We start from the raw sequence: 19,339 nt of genomic DNA, 5'->3' as shown, positions 1-19,339 counted from the left end.
GGGCTGTGTCCAATAAGCCTCAGGACGCCGAGTCCAAGCAGCCCGACTCGTCGTTCATCCAGCTTGACGATGCAAAGAAAAAGGACGCCGCTTCGGCGGCGTCCGCCCCTCGGCGCAAGGCGCTTTTTGGCGCCCTGACGGCCGTCTGCATCGTCTTGATCGTTGTGTCGCTGGGTTTTGTCCAACCTTCTTCCAGCGGTGCTTGGTCCATCGATTGGATCGCTCGGGCCGTGGCGGGGAAAAGCGTTGCCGGCTCTGGCTCTACCGCCTCTCGCAAGACGGAGGCAGCGGGCTCCTCGTCTTCTGACGCTGTGGACTCCGAGTCCAAGGACTCGGATGAATCTGATTCCAAGGACAAGTCTGAATCTTCGGACAAGAAGTCTGACAAGGATTCGAAGGAGAAGAAGTCCGAAGGCAAAGGCGGCAAGAAGTCCGGGGATAAATCGGGTTCGCAGAATTCTGGGTCCACTGGCGGATCAAGCGCTTCTGACGGCTCATCTTCAAGCGCTGGCTCGACGACCGGCGGTGGTTCTGCATCCAACGGCGGCGGCGCCTCTACGGGCGATCAGGGCGGCTCGCAGCAGCCTAGCCACGTCGTCACGGTGACGGTCTCGGTCACATCGAGCGCCGTGGGTAACCCTGTCTCTTCTGGCGGCACGTTCACCTTCAATGAGGGCGCAACTCCTTACGACGCGCTGTGTGCGTTGGGACTTTCTATCAATGCGCGCCCTTCGTCGTATGGTACCTATGTTGCCGCGATTGGCGGTTTGGCCGAGAAGGAACACGGCGGCACGAGCGGCTGGATGTACTCCGTTAACGGCAAAACGCCCAATACCGCCTGCAGCAATTACATTCTCAAGAATGGCGACACCGTCGTGTGGTATTACGTAACGGGCTAGAGGCCTCGACATGGCGCGCCAAACGGGCGGTTCGGACCAACATCCGAGCCGCCCGTTTTTCATGCGTAGAGGACTGGGTCGCCGGGTCTCTCGGCAAACAAAAAGCCGGTTGGAACGTGAATTCCAACCGGCTGCGAAGCGAGATTATGTTGGGCCGTCTACGACTGCGCGCCCTCGAGGAATAAGCGACGGCTAAAGTAGTTGTACCAGGTGACCAAGAACGTTGCGATTGCCTTCATGGCCTGGTAGCCGATGCTCAAAAACGTGACGCCCACAAACATGTACAGGTCGTTGAGACCCAGACCAATTACCGACAGGATGGTGAAGATCGTAAACTCGCGCTTGCGGCTCATGCCCTCGCGATGGTCGAACACGTACTTCATGCTGAGCCAGTAGTTAACCACGACGGAGGTGGTAAACGAGACTGTGGTGCTCATCAAAAAGTCGAGATGGAACAGCTCGACGAGCGCAATCAGCATGCCCCAGTCGATGCCAAAGGAGATAAGGCCCACGACAGCGAACTTGAGGAATTGCTTAGTATGAGGTTGTGCCAGTGCCTTGCGCACGTAATCACATCCAATGCGTTGACGAATCGAGCAGAGGATACTTTAGAGCTTTTGCATGGGAAACGTAAGGTCTTTGCCAAGAACTATACGAACTCGCCAAATTTGCAAGAGACAATCCGTAAACGTGCCAAATTTGCCCGTAAACGAGCAAGGCCCACGAACAACGCAGCGCTCGACGCACGTCGTTCGTGGGCCCCGTAGTGCAACGAGGAGGCCGAGCTATTTTGTCTCCTCGCCCTCCAGGAAGATCTTTCGGGTCACAAAGTTGTAGACCATAACAAGCGCGGTGGCGCAAATCTTGGCGATATTGGCCTCGAGGCCCAGGCCGGCGTTGAGGGCCAGTACGATGCCGTCGTTGAGAGCCAAACCGATCACGGACAGCACGACAAAGATAATGAACTCGCGGCGGCGGCTCATGCCCTCCTTGTGCGCAAACACGTACTTCATGCTCGCGACGTAGTTAAAGATGAGCGAAACGATAAAGCCGCTGGTATTGGCGATCAGGATGTTAAGACCCAGGCCGTAGTGGAGCAGATTCATGATGCCAAAGTCGATGACGGTGGCAATGACGCCGACGACGCCAAACTTCATGATCTGCGCAAGGAGCTTTTGCATGGTACCTGCCTTAGGGTGGCGCCGCAGCGCCGTGGGGATGACAAACTCAGCAAGTTTAGCCAATCCCCACGGGTGGAGCTAGGCGCGCTCCTCGATAGCACCGTTTCTATATGCATCGAGCAGTTGGCGTAGGTCCTGGATTTGGCTGCGGATCTTGGCACCCGTATCGGTGTCGCTTACCATGCGGCGGCGGTCGGCCTCGTCAAAGCGGTTGGTCTCGCTCTCGATATCGATATTGCGGGTGAGCGCCTCGGCAACGGTGGTAAAGGCCTGGTGCGACTTGAGGCGGCATCCGCGCGAGCTCGAGATGAGCGTGTAGCCGGCGATGCCTGTTTTGGGATGGTAGGCGCGGCAGAAACCACCATCGATGACCAGCAGCTTGCCGTTGGCGCGGATGGGCTGCTCGCCCTTGGTAGTCTTGACGGGCGTATGGCCATTGATGATGTGACCGGTCGGCGAACATGCCATGGGGGCAACGCCGAACTCGCGCATGATGTCGTCGCAGACCGAGGGCGACTTGGTTAGCGTAAAGTACGGGTCCATCGGCTCGACCCAGGTGCTCTTATCGGCGATATAGGCGCGCTCAAAGGTACGCACCAGGCGTCCGCTGGCGGGTGAGTTAAAGCCGATCCACAGGTACCACATCCAGTCGAGGGCATCGCGGTCGCCGACGCGCCAGGCTCGGCGGGCGATATGGTCGCAAAAATCGAGATAATCGCGGCCTGCGTGCCAGGTGCCCAGGCAGTTCATGCTGCTAAAGGTACCATCCTCGTTGAGCGGCACGCAGCCATGGAACAGCAGATTGCCGTTGGCGACCTTATACATCGAGCCGTGGGTGTAGAGGAAATCGATATGGCGATGCAGGTGGTCGGCGGTGACAAACTCGGACACGAGCTTGTCGATGATGTGTTGCTCCTGGGGCGTGAGCATGTAGGGGTCCGTCGGGTCGACGGTGGGGAAGTCGCTGGTCGTGAGCGGCCACACGCTGCCGTCGGCAAGCGTGACTGTGCCGGCGTCGTGATCGATTTTGTCGAGCAGCAGGCGGTTGGTCATGTCGAACTCGGGGTGGCGCTGGATAATCTGGCCCTCGAGCTTAAAGAGCAGGACGTTGATGGCTTTAATCAGCGGGCTGATGGGCTCACCGGCGGTATAGGTGGCATCGGCAAAGGCGACAAGCTCGCGCAGCGAGATGCCATAGTCGTTCTCGAGGATCTCGTAATTGTCGTAGCGCAGGTTGTTGCGCAGCACCGTGGCGATGCAGGCAGGCTCACCGGCCGCAGCGCCCATCCACAGTAGGTCGTGGTTACCCCACTGAATGTCGAGCGAATGGTAGGTGAGCAGGCGGTCCATAATCTTGGCAGCGCCGCCGCCACGGTCGAAGATATCGCCCACCAGGTGCAGGTGGTCGACGGCCAGGCGCTTGATGAGCGAGGCGAGCGACTCGATAAAGTCGTCGGCGCTTGCGGTCTCTAGGATGGACCCAACGATGCGCTCGTGATAGCGCACGCGATAGTTGTTCTCGTCCGGATGCGTGTGCAGCAACTCGTCGATGATGTAGGCGTAATCGCGCGGGATGGCCTTACGCACCTTGGAGCGCGTATAGCGGCTCGAAAGCGAGCGGGCAACCACAATGAGTTGGTCGAGCATGGTCTTGTACCAGGTGGGCGAGTCCTCGCGCTTGCTGTGGACCAGCTCGATCTTCTCGCGCGGGTAGTAGATGAGCGTGCACAGCTCGCCCTTTTCGTCAAACGTGAGCGTGTCGCCAAAAATCTCGTCGACATGTTCGCGCACGACGCCCGAACAGTTGTTGAGGATGTGCATAAAGGCTTCGTACTCGCCATGCACGTCGCTCATAAAATGCTCGGTGCCTTTGGGCAGGTTGAGAATGGCCGAGAGATTGATGATCTCGGTAAACGCGGATTGCTCGGTGGGAAATTGTCTCGACAGCAGACGCAGATACTTAAAGTCTTGCGGATTGCGATCGAATGCGACCATGAAGCACCTTCCGATATGGTTGATAAAACTGATAAAACAGCGTCAAGCGTTTATCAGTATGCGCCGGCTTTGTTTCGATTTTGCGCCGGCGGCTGAATTGCCGGCTGAACGGTTTGGTAAATCGATTTAGTTGAGGTAGATATGGCGGTTGAGTGGAGACAAAGCGGGTGATTTTGCCCACGTTGGCCCATGACGGGGATGGGGATGTTCACGATAAAGATAATCAATACACATGGTTCGCATTGGTAAATAGTGGACATTTGTATCGTATTTAAGCTTGCTGTGCGATAATTTGCACAGCAATACTTAAGGAGCCTCATATGAGTGATTTTGTCCTGACCTGTGAATCCGCCGCCGATCGAACCCGTGAGTTCTTTGCGTCGCGCAATATCCCTGTCGTGTGTTTTCATTACGAGATCGACGATGTTGTCTATACGGACGATCTGTATCAGTCGATTACGCCGGACGAGTTTTTTGCCCAGATCGCCGCGGGCGCCATGCCCAAGACGTCTCAGGTGAGCGTGGGTGAGTACGAGGAGTTTTGGGAGCCGTTTGTTGCCGAGGGTAAAGACGTGCTGCACCTGACGTTGTCGTCGGGTATTTCGGGCACGTATGGATCGGCCTGCGTTGCGGCGCAGATGCTCGCGGATCGCTATCCTCAGGGCGGCAAGGTGCGCGTCATCGATTCGCTGGCGGCGTCTTCGGGCTTTGGCCTGCTGGCGGAATGTGCCGCCGACATTCGCGATGGTGGCGCTTCGCTCGACGAGACGGCCGCTTGGATTGAGGAGCATAAACTCAACCTTCACCACTGGTTCTTCTCGACCGATCTGTCGAGCTACCTGCGCGGCGGTCGCATTTCGGCTGCGAGCGCGATCATCGGCACGGCGCTTAAGATTTGCCCACTTATGACGGTCGATTGCGAAGGTGGGCTGTCGCCACGTGAGAAGATTCGCACTAAGAAGCGCGCGATTTCCGAGATGGCTAAGACCATGATGGCACACGTGCAGGAAGGTGCGGATTATTCGGGTAAGTGCATCATGTCGCACTCGGCGTGCCGCGAGGATGCCGAGGCAGTTGCGGCGCTGATTGAGGAACAGGTTCCGCAGCTTAAAGGCAAGATTGAGATCAATAACATCGGTACTCTGATCGGTTCGCATACCGGACCTGGTACGGTGGCGCTCTTCTTTATGGGCGACAAGCGCGTGGATTAGCGTTCGTGGGCTGGATGACAGTTTTAACAGCTGCGCTTGCCACTCCTGACATTCGAAAACAGAAAAGGCCCGTCCCGTTGTTTGCGGGGCGGGCCTTGCTGTTGCGGTTAGCGTTTCTTTCCGCGGAAGAAGAAGCCGTGCAGTGACGGCTTGAGTCCACGGTTGGCGCGACGCTCCTCGATGTGATCGTGGATCGAAGCGACACGTTCGATGACTTCGTCGGGGATCGGCACATCGGGATTCATGTTCTCGACCTGGCTGACCTCGGCGGCGGCGACCTGGTCGATAATGGGCACATCGTCGCGCGAGATGACAGGCGTGGCGTCTTCCTTCATCTTGCGGTAGCGCTGCATCATGTCGGTCTGCAGCTGCTGGGCCGAAGGCGGCGTCCAGATGATGGCGTTGGCGCCGGCGGCGATGGTCTCACGGATGCTCTCGGGCGTCTTGCCGCCCGGTGCGATGAGCGGCAGGTTGGGATAGTGTTCGCGCAACTCGCGCAGGACCTGGGGCGTGTTCTTGCCGGCCGCGATGTTGAGGATTTTGGCTCCGGCGCGCACTTTGGCGTGAGCATCGTCGTCGCAGCGAACGACCGTGGCGATGACGGGGATGTCGGCGATGTTGGTGATGTGCTCGACCATCTCGGCAGTGGCGGGGGAGTTGACCACGCAGCCCGCCGCGCCCTGCATCTCGGAGACGGCTGCCATCTGCACGGAGCGCTTACCGGTGGTGGTGCCACCGCCCACGCCTACAAAGACCGGGCACTCGGCGACGGTCAACAGCGCCTGCGTAATGGCCGGCTGTGGCGTGAAGGGGTAAACGGCAAAGACAGCATCGGCGTTGGAGTTGCGGATGACCGCGACGTCGGTGGTGTAGATAAGCGACTTGATGCGACGACCGAAGAGCGTAAAGCCGCTGGCCTCCTCGATCTCGTCGGGCATGCGGAGGGCCGCCTTTCGCAAACGCCCGTCGATGGGCAGCGGCTCCATGGGGAGCAGTCCGTTGGGGGTCACGGCTACCTGGGGCTCGGTGAACTCGTCTGCGAGCTCGACCTCGGAATAATCGACCGAGGCGACGATGTCCTCGTGAACCTCGGCGGGAACATCGATGGGGGCTTGGTCGTTTGCCGTGACCGGCGTGTCGAAGGAGCTGGTGCCGACGAAGGCGTCGACGCGCTCGTTTAGGTCGTTGAGGGCATCCATGGATCCTCGATTCTATGCGATGGTGGCCTGCAAGGTGCCGGCAGCGTTGTGCTTGCTAAATCGTTTGACGAGTTGATTTTTCCCCGCCGTGCCATCCGTTAGACCGAAGGGCCGGCGAACGTGAAGGAGCTGTGGTGGCGGGTATTGAGGTGCTATCTTGAAAGTCCCGTTTAAAAGAGAGGTGACGCGGAATGGAATTTACAGCAATGTTGGGCTCGATTGGCCTGTGTGTGGGCGCAATCGTAGCCGCCGCGGTCATCTACTTTGTGGTTACGGCCATTAAAGGCAAAAGAGCCGAGCGCAAGGAACGTGAGACACTTAAGCAGCACCGTGACCAGCAGGACAAGCGCGCACAGAGATAGCTTGTTGAGTTTTGAATCCGTGCGCTAGCTGCGTTTTCGGATCAAGGCGATGTAGAAGCCCTCAAAGTCGCGGCTGGGCGGAATGGTCAGCGTGCCGGGCATACCGTTGGCGATGGACGAGACGTGGCCGGCGGCGATGGCCTCGGTGAGGGCGTTGCTCTCGACGCGTGGCTCTTCGCCAGCTTCCTGGGCGCGGCGCTTTTCACTTTCGCTCGGCGTGCCATCGAGGGGGATAAGCTCGCAGTCCATGTGCTTGTCGAGGGCCTCTTGCAAGGCGTCCTCGTTTTCCTGCGGCAAGATCGAACAAGTCGAATAGACGAGCGTGCCGCCCGGTTTGAGGGCTCCCATGGCGCGATCCAGAAGTGCTCGCTGCGAGCGGGCGCACTTGCCGAGCAACTGCTCGGTGAGGCCGCGCAGACTCTTCTCGTTGCCGCTGATGACGGTGCCCGTACCGGTGCAGGGGGCGTCGAGCAGGATGCGGTCAAAGCGGAAGAATTCGTCGAGCTCGCGTGCGTCGATGCGCATGACGGGCACGTTTTTGGCGCCTTGGCGATGGAGGTTGGCTTCGAGCTTCTCGGCTCGGGGAATGCTCATCTCGCAGGCCGTGAGGTGTGCCTGGCCCTGGGTGAGGGCAGCGATCTGCGTCGTCTTGCCACCGGGGGCCGCGCACATGTCCAGGATGTCCTCGCCTGCCTGGGCGCCCAACACCAACGGCGGCATCATGGACGACAGGCTTTGCAAGTAGATCTTGCCGTCGCGGTAGATGTCGAGGTCCCACAGATCGGTCACCTGGGCCTCGGGCAGGATGAAGGCGTCCGGATACCAGGTAACGGTTTGGTGCGCGATGCCGGTCTCGTCGAGTGCGGCGGCGATGCCCTCGGCGGTTGCCCTGAGCGTGTTGGCGCGCAGCGTGACTGGGCGTGTGGCCGCGGCACCGAAGCCCTCGATCATGAGCTGAGCATCGGCGGGTGCATAGGCGCCGGCGACCGTGTCGATCATAAAGCGCGGCAGGTCGGCGGCGGAGTGTTGGGCGGCAAGCTGGTCGGAAAGCTCGGTAGCGGCAAACTGCCTAAGCTTGAGCTCGGCCTTGACCTGCTTTTTCTGCTTACGACGACGCGGCTTGGACATCCGTCTTTCCTTCCCGTCCCAAATAGACTACTTTCCGGGCACGCCGCTGCTGGCGTGCTTTAGTACTGGCTCTCGTGCTTGCTGAAGAAGTCGAAGCGCGGGGGCAGCGGCTTCACGTGGTGCTCGCCGGGCTTCTCGCCCAGGCTCTCCACAAACTCGTCCGTGGAGGCGAAGATGTTATCCCAGCTAAAGAAGGCGACCGGGTCGATGTCGAAGTAATCGCAGATGAGCTCGCAGCCGGCCGGGACGATGCCGTGCATGAGTACGGTCGCCACGCGCAGCTCGGTAAAGGCGTCGACGAGGGCCTGCGTCATCGCGGCATTGGCCGGCTCGCCCTCGAGCTTGTTGGCGGCCTTGGAGGCATCGCTCCAGCGCTTGTTGGCGGCACGCAGGTAGTCGTCGCACACGGCGAGCGCGCGGTGCGTCTCGAACTTGTACATGGCCTGCTCAAAGGCAAGGGCGGCCTGCTCGGCAGCCTCGACCACGGCGGCAGAGGCGGCGCCGGCGGGAATGCAGCCGTTGCGATAGGGGCTCTCGTCGCCCTCCTTGACGGCGACGCCGTAGAAGCAGCTGCGGGCCAGGCGGTTGAAGACGCCGGTCAAAAGGGCGCTCTCCTTAAGGGCAGGATCGATGACGCGTTTGTCGTCGCAGGCGCGCACTTCGTTGCCGTCCTTATCCTTGCCGGTCACGCGCGTGTCATATGCCTTGGGACTAAAGCTCACCGGCTTCTCGGACAGGCCGAGCGACAGCCAATGCGCGCGCATCTGCTCGCAGGTGTAGTGGTTGAGCAGATCGTCTGCCGGCGGGGGAGGCGTCTGCGAGGACGAGCTCGCCTTTTTGCCCATGTAGAGTAAGTGATAGCAGGCGCTGACGGTGCTCTGCGTAAGGTCCCAACCCAGGGCCTCCCACATGGCGGTTTGCGCGATGCAGTAGAAATAGATGTTGTCCTGACCGATGAACTGGTAGATCTGCGCGTCGTCAGAGCACCACCAGTCGCGCCAGTCGAGCGAGCTGTGCTGGTAGGTGGGCGCGGGGACCTGCGTGGAATCGGCGGCGGGCTCGCCCATGAGGGCGGCATCCTGGGCGGCGACACCCTCGGTTACGCCGGCGGCCTTGGCATCGCGTGCGAGCACGGTGCGCGTATAGCTGATGGGCGCCCACAGGCTCTCGGGCCAGCACCAGCAGGTGACGTCGGTCACGCCGTCGACCTCGGGCACCGGAACGCCCCAGTCGATGTTGCCGGTGATGCGGAAGGGCACGAGCGCCTTGCCGCTGCGGAAGCGCACGCCGCCGTTGGCGAGCACCGCGTGGGCGTCGTCGCGCTCTTTCCAGCTGGGGAAGGTGACGGTAAAGCTGCTCTTGTTGCCCTCGGGCTCCAGCACGGTGTGTTCGGGGAGCTGGTCCTCGACGGCATCGAAGGCCTCGCGGAACTTATTCTGGATGTAGAGCTGAGCCGGCAGCAGCCACTCCTCCATGGTCTTGGAGACCACGGAGCGAACCTGCGGGTTCTGGGCGAGCTTGGCGGTGTAGGTCTTCATAAAGTCGAGGTAGGCCGGCAGGTCGAAGTAGAGGTTGTCGACCGGGCGCAGCTCGGGCACCTCGCCGGTGAGCTGGCTCTTGGGTGCGATAAGCTCCTCGGGCTCAAACTGGTGACCCAAGTCGCACTCGTCGGCGTACGCCTTCTCGGACTTGCAGCCCTGGATGGGGCAGCGGCCGATGACCTGGCGGCCGTTGAGGAACGTGCCGGCCTTGGCATCGTAGAACTGCAGCGTGGAGCGCTTGGAGATGGTGCCCTGCTCGTGCAGACGCTCGATAATCTCCGCGGTCACCTCGTTGTGAATCTGCGCAGCCGGCTCAAGGCCCGAGCCGCCGTAGATGTCACAGCTGATGTTGTAGTTGTTGAGGGTCGCGGCCTGGCGGGAGTGATTGGACTCGACATACTCGCCGATGGACTTATCGTAGCCTTCATTCTCCTTGAGCTTGCGGTAGCTCTCCATGATGGGCGAGCCGTAGCAGTCGGTGCCCGAGGTGAAGATGACGTTCTCGCGGCCCAGGCGGTCGCGCAGGAAGCGGGCGAAGAAGTCGGCCGGGACAAAGACGCCGCCAACGTGGCCAAAGTGAAGGCCCTTGTTGCCGTAGGGCTCGCCGGCGGTAACGATGGCGCGGCGAGGCCAGCTGGGACGGTCGTTCATGGAGTATTTGGATGCCATGGGACTCCTTCGCATATGGTGGGAGCGCGGCCGGGCACGGGGTTCGGCAGCGCGGTGGTCAATTCGTGCATATCGTTCGACATTATCGCACATGCGGACGGGTACGTGGCAGGGGCGCTATCCTAAGATGCTATGAATGAGATTTCCAACATACATGCGTTTGAGGACGAGGATTTTCTACACGCTTGCTTCGTGTGGGGGATGGCCGTGGTCGCGGTGTTTGCCGTGTGCCTGGTGCCGGTGTTTATGCTGCTGGGCGGGCCTGCGGACTTGGACGCGGCTGAGGCGGGCGGCTGGACCACCGTCGTGGGCTGGATGGTCGGTGTGGCTGCGGTTTCTGCAGCGTCGTTTGCCGTGCACGAGCTGGTGCATGCGGTGTTTTTTAAGCTGCTGGCGCCTGCGGGCGCGCATGTGACCTTTGGCGCGAATCGTGAGACGGCGATGATCTATGCCTGCGCCGAGGGCGTTGTGTATTCGCGTCGGCGGTACATGGCCATTTGCCTGGCGCCCACGGTTGTTTTGACGGTGGCGTTTGCCCTGGGCTTTGCGCTCTCGGGCTATCCGCTGCTGTGTTACCTGGCGGCTGGCTTGCATTTGTCGGGCTGTGTGGGCGACTGGTATTACGTGCGGGCCATTTTGCGCGACCGCCGCATCGCTGCCTGCGAGGACACGTCCTTTGGCGTGCGCTTTTTCGCAAAGTAGTCTTTTTGGGACGGGGCTATTTTAGCTGCCATGATGTCGGGGTGAGTTTTCTGGGACGGGGATGTCGATGAAGTCGTTGTTGCTGCATGCGTGCTGTGCACCATGCTCGCTTGAGCCGGTTCGCCTGCTGCGCGAGGAGGGGTTTGAGCCCACGATTTGCTGGACCAATCCCAATATTCAACCGCGCGATGAATGGCGGCGGCGTCTGGACGAGCTGCGCCGGTGGTGTGCCGATGGCGACATCGAGCTCATCGAGGCGGGGGAGGACCGCGAGCGCTGGGAGGCCGGCGTGGCCCCGCTGGGTGCCGATCGGCCCCGTCGCTGTCGCTCGTGCTATGCCCTGCGCTTGGCCGAGGCGTGCCGCGTGGCCCAGGAGCGCGGGTTTGAGTTTGTGGGCACGACGCTCGCCGTCTCGCCGTATCAGCTGTTCGATACCTGCAATGATGTTTTGGAGCGTCTGGCTGCCGCCCGCGGTCTCACCCCGGTGATTCGCGATTTTCGCCCGTATTATCCCGAGGCTACGCGCCGTTCGCGTGAGCTGGGCATGTATCGGCAGAATTACTGCGGCTGCCGTTTCTCGGCGGTCGAGGCGGCCATGGATCGCGCCCGCATCCGCGACGAGCGCAAAGCCGCCAAAAAGTAGTTCGTTTGGGACGTCAGCCTGCTAGGATGTAGAGCGGACTTTAGCTATATAAGGAGTATCCGACGTGTCTATGCGTACCGATGATTTTGACTACAACCTTCCTGAGGAACTGATTGCCCAGGCTCCTGCCGAGCCGCGCGACTCCTGCCGCCTGCTGGTGGTGGATCGCAAAGGCTCCCAGGCGGGGAAGCCGCTGGAGCACGGCGGTACCGTTGAGCACCGCATCTTCCGCGACATCATCGACTATATCGAGCCGGGCGATGTGCTCGTCATCAACAAGACGCGTGTGATGCCGGCCCGCCTGATCGGTCGCAAAGCCGGCTCGGGTGGCGTGGTCGAGACGCTGCTGCTCAAGCGCCGTGAGGATGTTGACCCGCTGGGCCACGTTTGGGAGTGCCTGGTCAAGCCGGGCAAGCGCCTGAAGCCCGGTGCTCAGATTGAGTATCGCGCCGGTGGCGCCCATGCGCCCGAGGGGGCTCCCGTGGTGCTGACGGCCGAGGTCGTCGTCTTTGTCACCGATAGCCGCGGCGGCCGTTTGGTGCGCTTCGAGCCAGCCGGTTGCAATGCCGCCGGCGAGCCGCGCACGCTCGACGAGGCCATTCACGCCGCCGGCCACGTGCCGCTGCCGCCCTACATTACCGATTACGAGGGCGATCCCGAGAAGTACCAGACCGTCTACGCCATGAAGGAGGAGCACTCGGCTGCCGCTCCTACGGCGGGTCTGCACTTTACTCCCGAGCTCATGGCCGCTATCGAGGCCAAGGGCGCGAAGTTTGCCGCCGTCGAGCTCGAGGTGGGCATCGATACCTTCCGCTTGGTGGAGGAGGACGACCCTACGCAGCACGTCATGCACACCGAGCGCTACCACGTGTCGCAGGAGGTTGTCGACGCCGTGCATAAGGCGAAGGCCGAGGGTCATCGTGTGATCGCCGTCGGCACCACCGCGGTGCGCTCGCTCGAGAGTGCGTTTGACGCGGACGCGCCGGTGTCCGATCCGGCTGTGACAGCGCGCTATTTTGAAGGCCGCGAGGACGGTGCCGACACGCTCGGCCGCGGCGACATCGTGGCGCGCGAGAACGCCACGACGCAGCTTTACCTCATGCCCGGCTCGACCTATCACGTGGTCGACGCGCTGATCACGAACTTCCACGTGCCGCGCTCCACGCTCATGATGCTCGTAAGCGCGCTTGCCACCCGCGACCAGATCATGGATGCCTACGCCGCCGCCATCGAGGAGCGCTACCGCTTCTTCAGCTTTGGCGACGCCATGCTCATTTGTTAGTTACGCGGTTCTACGAACCGCGTAACGGCTCGACGCTGCAAACCCGCCAGAGCGGCAATCTGCCTTTCAACTTCGGCGGCATGACCAGAAGGTCAATGCCGCCTCGTTTCAAGGCACCTTGCTCGCTCTGGCGGGTTTTCGCTGACTTTGCCAAGGCATCGGCGTCGCCTTTGTTGGCACTTGGGGACGTTCCTTTTGTGTCGGCACTTGGGGACAGTCCTTATGTCAAGAGATTGGTGCAAGAGGGATAGGTTGCCTTGCGTCGATCTAAATAGGTTGCGGTGAGATAGTTCTTGAATTGGCCTTATTGAGGACTAAACAGGAACTATCTCACCGCAACTGCGTTGAACGTTTTTTGGCAACTGGTTTACTTGCTCGCGAAGAGCCAGACCAGGATGATCGCTAGAATCACGGCGACGATGCAGACGATGGCGCCGGTGAATTTGATGCGTGAGTCGCGGGTACGCTCGCGCACCGCGTCCTCGGTGGCCTCGAGCTGGGCGACTTCTCGCTCGGTCTCGGCGTGTTCGGCTTTGTCTCGGGCCAAGGATCCTGCAAGCGACTCAGTGATCTCTGGGTGGTCGTGCACCTCGGTCGCCTGTTCGATGATCGACTGCGCATGTGCGGCATCTGCTTGGGCATTGGCGATGGCCTGCTCCTGGTCGCGGCATGCCTTGTCCTCGGCGGTGATCTTCTCGCGCAGTTCGCGCTGACGAGTCGCGGCGGCCGTCTTCGCCGTCTGCAGCTCGTCGCGCGCGGCATCGGCTTCGGTCGTCACGGCTTGGTGCGCGCGTTTTGCGTCGGCGATAGGGGCTTGAGCCTGTTCGACGGCCTGCTCGGCTGCGGCAAGCGAGTGCTCAAGGTCGGCGGTGATGCGCGGGACATCTTCTTCGGCTTTACGCAGGGCATCTGCCGTGTCGGAGATCTGCATCGAGAGCTCGCTGGTGCGCACCGTATAGTTGGCGGGATTTGCCGAGGGATTGCGTTGCAGCTCGGCATACTCATGACGCAGCGTCTCGAGCTGGGCGCGCGTGGCGTCGACGGTTTGTTGTGCGGCCGCAATGCCGGCGTCTCGCTCGGCCTTCACCTTGTCGCGGATGCGCTTGGAATCCTCAAGACGTCGAACGAGGCGGTTGCCGGTCTCGCGCGAGCTCGCCTCGCGGGCCTCCACGGCGTCGAGCGCGGCCTTCAAGCGGAGTTCAGTCGCGTCATCCTCTGTCTTCATTTGTTCGAGCTGGCCCTTGAGCTCTGTCGCCTTGGCGGCGTGGGCATCACGGTCAATCTCAGCGGCCGCTGCAGTCTTTTGGGCCGCGGCAATCGCCTGGCGCTGGTCGGCGACGATCTGGTCGTAGCGGCCTGCGATATCCTGGCGCGTCTCGAGTTCCTCGGCCTGATCGGCAATGCGCTGCTCGAGTTCGGCCAAGTGGGCGCGGGCGTCGGCAAGTGCCTTTTTCGCGGCGTTCATCTCACGCATGGCCGAGGCGCCCTGGGCGATAAAGGCGCCCACGGCGTTCGCAGTGTTCGAGACGGCGGTCCCCAGATCGCGGCTCGCGGCGGGGGAGTGCGGGGCGGTCGGGCGAGCGGTGTCGACAGCGTCCGCATCGGCAGCCTGCGGCGCGGCGATATTGCCGGTACCGCCCTCGACCACAGAAAAGCCTGCTGCGTGCGGATCGACCGCGTCGGCGCCAATTGTGGGGTGCTCGAGCTGCAGGAACGAGGGCATGGTGCTGCCTTGATCGGCAACGGGGGTCTCGCCGGGCACAAAGGTCGAGGCGGCCTCGGCGGCCTCCTCTTCCTCGGCATCCACGTCGGCGTCGGCCACGGCGTCTTTCATCGCTTTGACGGCATCCATCATGGAGTCCATGACGGCGTCGAGCTCTTCTTCCGAAGACACCTCGATGGGGCCCGCAGCTTGCGGAGCAGCATCCTGTACGGGGCGGTCGTCCTGAGCGGGCGCATCGTCGTTTTGCTCGTCTGCATCTTCGGCGCCAGGGGTTTCCGCCGTAGCGTTTTCGTCCAAGAATGGGCCGTCGAGGTCAATATCATCGCAGGTCACAGCGTCGGCATCTGCAGTGACGTCTGCGGAATCATCAATATGCTGTTGAGTCTGGGGGTCCAGCTCGTCTGTCATAGGCATGTGCTCCTCATCGTTGTTTGTCACCCTATGATAAAGTCTCGCGCCGACATCCCGCGCGCTGCAGCAAAGTTTCAAAACGTGTTCGATGGCTCGCGTCGATAGCAAAAACTCGGCCACTTTATCCAGTTTGTACTTGACATTCCCTTCGCCGAAAGACGTTGCGCCGTTCGCCTGCCATGGGCTTTATTTTTCACTTGAACCCGCTAAAGTTGCATTTCAGCTTTTGGCGCGTGAAGTTGGATGCGCGCAGTCGACGGGCAGGCCCGTCGCGATTTGAAAGGACTTTATATGGGACTTTTCACTGGTAAGACCGTGATCGTCACCGGCGGCGGCAAGGCCACGCTCAAGGACGGCTCCGCTGGCTCCATCGGCTACGGTATCGATATCGCTTTTGCCAAGGAGGGCGCAAACCTCGTCATTACCGGCCGCAACGTTGCCAAGCTCGAGGCTGCCAAGGAATCCCTCGAGGCCGAGTACGGCGTCAAGGTTCTGCCTGTTCAGGCCGATGTCTCGGCTGGTCAGGACAACGAGGCCGTCGTCCAGAACGTCATCGACAAGGCCATTGAGGAGTTCGGCCGCATCGACGCCGTCGTCAACAATGCTCAGGCCAGCGCTTCGGGCGTGACGATCGCCGATCACACCATGGACCAGTTCAACCTCGCCATTTACTCCGGTCTGTATGCCACCTACCTGTACATGCAGAAGGCCTACCCGCACCTGAAGGAGACCAAGGGCTCCGTGGTCAACTTTGCTTCGGGCGCCGGCCTGTTTGGCAACTATGGTCAGTGCAGCTATGCCGCCGCCAAGGAGGGCATCCGTGGTCTGACTCGCGTTGCCGCCAACGAGTGGGGCAAGGACGGCATCAACGTCAATATCGTTTGCCCGCTTGCTTGGACCGCCGCGCTCGAGAACTTCCAGGATGCCTATCCCGAGGCGTTCAAGGCCAACGTCCACATGCCGCCGGCGGGTCACTACGGCGACGTCGAGAAGGAAATCGGCCGCGTCGTCGTTCAGCTCTGCGGTCCCGACTTTAAGTATATGAACGGCGAGACCGTCACCCTCGAGGGTGGCATGGGCCAGCGTCCGTAGGAGTTGCGGCGTTTTACCAAACGCCGTAACGGGCCGACGCTGCGCGGTCACCAGAGCGACAACTTGTCATTCAAAGAGGGCGGCATGACCAGAAGGTCTATGCCGCCCTCTTTTCATGCCAATTTGTTCGCTCTGGTGACCGCTCGCTGACATTGCCAGAACATCGGGGCTACCCTGGCTGTTGGATGTAGTCGTTGGGGACGTTCTTGTTTGACTAGTCGTTTAAGAACGTCCCCAATGACTACCTGCAAAATGAGCGTGGATAATCTCCCGTTTTTGGGCTGTGCTTTGGGCAAAAGTGGGAGATTATCCACGCTCATCCGGTAAGCGTCCAAAAATCCACGCTCATTTGCCGTGTCCCTGCCGTATCCTCCTCGCACCAGTTTCTGTCGAGTCGGTGCTTCTTGCGGGTTGCCCGTATAATGGTTTGCGTATGAACCGCAACCAAGGAGTTCCAGTTTATGGACCAGAACCTTTTTAAATTCGACCTGATTGCCGAGGATCCGACGACGCACGCGCGCGCCGGCGTACTGCACACCCCGCACGGCGACATCGAGACGCCGATCTTTATGCCCGTGGGCACCAAGGCAAACGTCAAGGGCATTCCTACCGAGACTGTCAAGAAGCTCGGCGCCCAGATCGTGCTCGCCAATACCTATCATCTGTCCATGCGTCCCGGCGAGGATACCATCGCCGAGCTGGGCGGCCTGCACAAGTTCATGAACTGGCACGGCCCCATCCTCACCGACTCGGGCGGTTTCCAGGTCTTCAGCCACAACGATGCCGTCAAGCTCACCGATGAGGGCGTGCGCTTTATCGTCAACGATTACGACGGCCGCCACGTGTTTTGGACGCCCGAGGACAACATGGAAATCGCCATGAAACTCGGCTCCGATATCTGCATGCAGCTCGACCAGTGCCCGGGCTATCCCGCCACGCGCGCCTACGTTGAGCGCGCCGTTGAGCTGTCGAGCATGTGGGCCGAGCGCTGCAATAAGGCGCATACCCGCGATGACCAGGCGCTCTTTGGCATCGTTCAGGGCGGCATGCACCTGGATCTGCGGCTGCGTTCGCTGCGCCATCTGGAGGAGTGCGGCGACTTCCCGGGCTATGGTATCGGTGGCTATTCGGTGGGCGAGGATCACGAGACCATGTTCGAGACCCTGGCGCCGCTCGTGAGCGAGTACATGCCCAAGCATAAGCCGCGCTACCTGATGGGTGTCGGCAACCCGACCACGCTCGTGCGCGGCGTTGGCGTGGGCATCGACATGTTTGACTGCGTGCTGCCGACGCGCACCGGCCGTATGGGCACGGCATTCTCCAGCGAGGGTCGCCTCAACTTCCGCAACGCTCGCTTTGCGCACGACGACGGTCCCATCGATCCCACCTGCACCTGCCCGGTGTGCACGGGCGGTTACAGCCGTGCGCTCATCCGTCACATGGTCACGCAGAAGGAGATGCTCGGCGGCATTCTGCTTTCGATGCACAACATCTACTACCTGCTCAACCTTATGCAGCGGGCCCGCCAGGCCATTATCGAGGGCCGCTACGGCGCGTTCGTGAGCGACTGGATGAACAGCCCTGCGGCGGTGGATTACTAAGAGCAGCACGGGCGCTTGCAGAGCGCGGGCAACGGCAAGGGGCGAGCGCCGGCCGGTCATCACGTTTGCTAACACCGCTTGCGCGACCGATGACCGATAGCTTGCAAGCACTTGATGCATCGTGGGTACCATACCGAATAGTTGATGTTCGGGCGGGTGTTTGACGCATGGCGTCGACCCCGCCCGCTTTTCTTTTTCTCGATAGGAGTACCCATGATTAAGAATGAGAACGTCGAGGGCGAGCCTGCCTACGACGAGACGTACCGCCGCGGCCCCGTGGTCATGCGCGGCCCCATGATTCCCAAGGACAACACCTACGCCAACCTGCTGGCGCCCGAGGACTCGACCGACTGGTTGCACACCGACCCCTGGCGCGTGCTGCGCATTCAGGCAGAGTTCGTTGATGGTTTTGGCGCACTTGCCGAGCTTGGTCCTGCGGTGACCATCTTCGGCAGTGCCCGCACGCCCAAGACCGATCCGCTCTACAAGGCGGCACGCGCCGTTGGCCGCAAGATCGCCCAGCGCGGCGTGGCGGTTATCACCGGCGGTGGTCCCGGCGTCATGGAGGCGGCCAACAGGGGAGCGGCGAGCGCCAACGGCAAGTCGGTCGGCTTGGGTATCGAGCTTCCGCACGAGCAGGGGCTCAATAAATACGTGAACCTCGGCATGGACTTCCGCTACTTCTTTGTGCGCAAAACCATGTTCGTTAAGTACAGCTCGGGCGCCATCGTATTTCCCGGCGGCTTTGGCACGCTCGACGAGATGTTCGAGGTTCTCACGCTGGTGCAGACGCACAAGGTCAAGCGCATGCCGCTCGTGCTGGTGGGCACCGAGTACTGGCAGGGCCTATTCGACTGGCTCAACGGCCCGGTGATGAGCACCGGTATGATTAGCCCGCTCGATCCGGATCTGGTACACATTACCGACGACCTCAACGAGGCCGTTGACATTGCGCTCAGCGGGCTGATGTAGATCAATCGTGCCCACGCGACATGAATACGCATGGCAATCTGATGTTATCTAACATCAGATTGCCATTTATATTGGGTATACTGGTGTAAAAGACGAGGGCGAGGAGGTCGCAAATGTCTACAGCAACAGTTAAGCCTACGACGGTTCGAATCGAAGAGGGGCTCAAGGAGCAGGCGACTGAGTTCTTGGATTCGGTCGGCCTCAGCCTCAATTCCTATCTCAATCTTGCCGTTCGGCAGCTGGTAAATCAGCGAAAGATTCCTTTTGAGATTGTAGGAAGGGCGGAGGTGCCCAACGAGGTGACGAGGCGCGCCATGGTGATCGCCGAGGCTCATGAGCTGGGGATTTTGCCGGACGATAGCCTGTCATTCAATAACGCTGATGAGCTTATGTCATTCCTCGATGAGGAATAGCGATGTTCGAGATTAAAGTCGAGGCTCAATTTAAGGTGGACTACAAACGAACGATGCGCATGCATCCGCAGCTAAAAAGTGAGTTTAAAGCGGCGGTTGCAGAGCTTGTGGCTCATGGGTCACTTCCGGCGGAGTATGGCGCCCACGAGCTCTCAAACCCGGGCGGAAACTACAACGGCCACATCGATTTCCACCTATCCGATGGCTTGGTCGATGTGGTCGTTCTTTATCTTCCCCATAAGACTAACCCAGTGATTAGGCTGGTGAGAATGGGCACTCATCAGGAACTGTTTCAGGGTCCGCTGGGCTGATCGC

General features: G+C 60.7%; 18 protein-coding genes. 11 read left to right on the top strand and 7 right to left on the bottom strand.

What is annotated here, in order from left to right; all coding sequences use genetic code 11:
- Nucleotides 1-5: 5 nt before the first annotated feature.
- Nucleotides 6-899, top strand: a complete 894-nt coding sequence (locus PMW70_RS01700) for a DUF4430 domain-containing protein (protein ID WP_158559588.1) — start codon at nucleotides 6-8, stop codon at nucleotides 897-899.
- 158 nt (nucleotides 900-1,057) lie between these two features.
- On the opposite strand, the gene PMW70_RS01695 is transcribed toward PMW70_RS01700, so the two are convergent.
- The 3 genes from PMW70_RS01695 to PMW70_RS01685 all read right to left on the bottom strand — a co-directional run bounded on the left by PMW70_RS01695 (nucleotide 1,058) and on the right by PMW70_RS01685 (nucleotide 4,075).
- Entirely contained in the window at nucleotides 1,058-1,465 is a 408-nt protein-coding gene (locus tag PMW70_RS01695) for a GtrA family protein (RefSeq protein WP_117842626.1), read from the bottom strand.
- Between the two features lie 219 nt (nucleotides 1,466-1,684).
- Entirely contained in the window at nucleotides 1,685-2,080 is a 396-nt protein-coding gene (locus tag PMW70_RS01690; protein WP_117637315.1) for a GtrA family protein, read from the bottom strand.
- Between the two features lie 78 nt (nucleotides 2,081-2,158).
- Nucleotides 2,159-4,075, bottom strand: coding sequence for a fructose-1,6-bisphosphatase (locus tag PMW70_RS01685; protein ID WP_271743698.1), 1,917 nt, complete (start codon nucleotides 4,073-4,075; stop codon nucleotides 2,159-2,161).
- Between the two features lie 320 nt (nucleotides 4,076-4,395).
- Between PMW70_RS01685 and PMW70_RS01680 the strand changes: the two genes are divergently transcribed.
- On the top strand, nucleotides 4,396-5,286 hold the full coding sequence (locus tag PMW70_RS01680; RefSeq protein WP_271743697.1) for a DegV family protein: 891 nt from the start codon (nucleotides 4,396-4,398) through the stop codon (nucleotides 5,284-5,286).
- A gap of 107 nt (nucleotides 5,287-5,393) precedes the next feature.
- Here the strand turns inward: PMW70_RS01680 and PMW70_RS01675 are convergent, their stop codons facing one another.
- Nucleotides 5,394-6,485, bottom strand: coding sequence for a beta/alpha barrel domain-containing protein (locus PMW70_RS01675; protein ID WP_271743696.1), 1,092 nt, complete (start codon nucleotides 6,483-6,485; stop codon nucleotides 5,394-5,396).
- A 191-nt stretch (nucleotides 6,486-6,676) separates the two neighbouring features.
- Here PMW70_RS01675 and PMW70_RS01670 point away from each other — a divergent pair, with 191 nt between their 5' ends.
- Nucleotides 6,677-6,847 (top strand): hypothetical protein, encoded by a 171-nt coding sequence (locus tag PMW70_RS01670; RefSeq protein ID WP_158571045.1) that lies wholly within the window; start codon nucleotides 6,677-6,679, stop codon nucleotides 6,845-6,847.
- A gap of 24 nt (nucleotides 6,848-6,871) precedes the next feature.
- Here PMW70_RS01670 and PMW70_RS01665 read toward each other — a convergent pair whose 3' ends face one another.
- The gene (locus tag PMW70_RS01665; protein ID WP_271743695.1) at nucleotides 6,872-7,975 is read right to left on the bottom strand and encodes an RsmB/NOP family class I SAM-dependent RNA methyltransferase; all 1,104 of its coding nucleotides are present in this window, start codon (nucleotides 7,973-7,975) and stop codon (nucleotides 6,872-6,874) included.
- A gap of 59 nt (nucleotides 7,976-8,034) precedes the next feature.
- Nucleotides 8,035-10,185 (bottom strand): class I tRNA ligase family protein, encoded by a 2,151-nt coding sequence (locus PMW70_RS01660; protein ID WP_271743694.1) that lies wholly within the window; start codon nucleotides 10,183-10,185, stop codon nucleotides 8,035-8,037.
- A gap of 132 nt (nucleotides 10,186-10,317) precedes the next feature.
- Here PMW70_RS01660 and PMW70_RS01655 point away from each other — a divergent pair, with 132 nt between their 5' ends.
- From PMW70_RS01655 to queA, 3 genes are all read left to right on the top strand, one after another.
- Entirely contained in the window at nucleotides 10,318-10,887 is a 570-nt protein-coding gene (locus PMW70_RS01655) for a DUF3267 domain-containing protein (RefSeq protein WP_271743693.1), read from the top strand.
- A gap of 67 nt (nucleotides 10,888-10,954) precedes the next feature.
- Entirely contained in the window at nucleotides 10,955-11,530 is a 576-nt protein-coding gene (locus PMW70_RS01650; protein ID WP_089572108.1) for an epoxyqueuosine reductase QueH, read from the top strand.
- 70 nt (nucleotides 11,531-11,600) lie between these two features.
- Nucleotides 11,601-12,812 carry a tRNA preQ1(34) S-adenosylmethionine ribosyltransferase-isomerase QueA gene (gene queA / locus PMW70_RS01645; protein WP_271743734.1) on the top strand — a complete coding sequence of 404 codons (1,212 nt, stop codon included), beginning with the start codon at nucleotides 11,601-11,603 and terminating at the stop codon, nucleotides 12,810-12,812.
- Nucleotides 12,813-13,179: 367 nt separating this feature from the next.
- Here the strand turns inward: queA and PMW70_RS01640 are convergent, their stop codons facing one another.
- Nucleotides 13,180-14,943, bottom strand: coding sequence for a coiled-coil domain-containing protein (locus tag PMW70_RS01640; RefSeq protein ID WP_271743692.1), 1,764 nt, complete (start codon nucleotides 14,941-14,943; stop codon nucleotides 13,180-13,182).
- Between the two features lie 294 nt (nucleotides 14,944-15,237).
- Here PMW70_RS01640 and PMW70_RS01635 point away from each other — a divergent pair, with 294 nt between their 5' ends.
- The 5 genes from PMW70_RS01635 (at nucleotide 15,238) to PMW70_RS01615 (ending at nucleotide 19,335) form a co-directional block, all read left to right on the top strand.
- Nucleotides 15,238-16,038 carry an SDR family NAD(P)-dependent oxidoreductase gene (locus PMW70_RS01635; RefSeq protein ID WP_006235414.1) on the top strand — a complete coding sequence of 267 codons (801 nt, stop codon included), beginning with the start codon at nucleotides 15,238-15,240 and terminating at the stop codon, nucleotides 16,036-16,038.
- Nucleotides 16,039-16,499: 461 nt separating this feature from the next.
- Nucleotides 16,500-17,639, top strand: a complete 1,140-nt coding sequence (gene tgt, locus PMW70_RS01630; RefSeq protein WP_271743691.1) for a tRNA guanosine(34) transglycosylase Tgt — start codon at nucleotides 16,500-16,502, stop codon at nucleotides 17,637-17,639.
- Between the two features lie 213 nt (nucleotides 17,640-17,852).
- A complete protein-coding gene (locus PMW70_RS01625; RefSeq protein ID WP_117564470.1) occupies nucleotides 17,853-18,611 on the top strand; it encodes an LOG family protein in 759 nt (252 codons plus the stop codon).
- 113 nt (nucleotides 18,612-18,724) lie between these two features.
- Complete coding sequence (locus PMW70_RS01620; RefSeq protein WP_055250873.1) at nucleotides 18,725-19,024, top strand: type II toxin-antitoxin system RelB/DinJ family antitoxin; 300 nt, start codon at nucleotides 18,725-18,727, stop codon at nucleotides 19,022-19,024.
- A 2-nt stretch (nucleotides 19,025-19,026) separates the two neighbouring features.
- Nucleotides 19,027-19,335 (top strand): type II toxin-antitoxin system RelE/ParE family toxin, encoded by a 309-nt coding sequence (locus tag PMW70_RS01615; protein WP_055250871.1) that lies wholly within the window; start codon nucleotides 19,027-19,029, stop codon nucleotides 19,333-19,335.
- The last annotated feature ends 4 nt before the right edge of the window (nucleotides 19,336-19,339 follow it).

The sequence above is a fragment of the Collinsella aerofaciens genome, assembly GCF_028209625.1.
Lineage (GTDB): Bacteria > Actinomycetota > Coriobacteriia > Coriobacteriales > Coriobacteriaceae > Collinsella > Collinsella aerofaciens_AM.
Note: the sequence above shows the minus strand (reverse complement) of the source record. Positions and strands in the feature narration are given on the sequence as shown.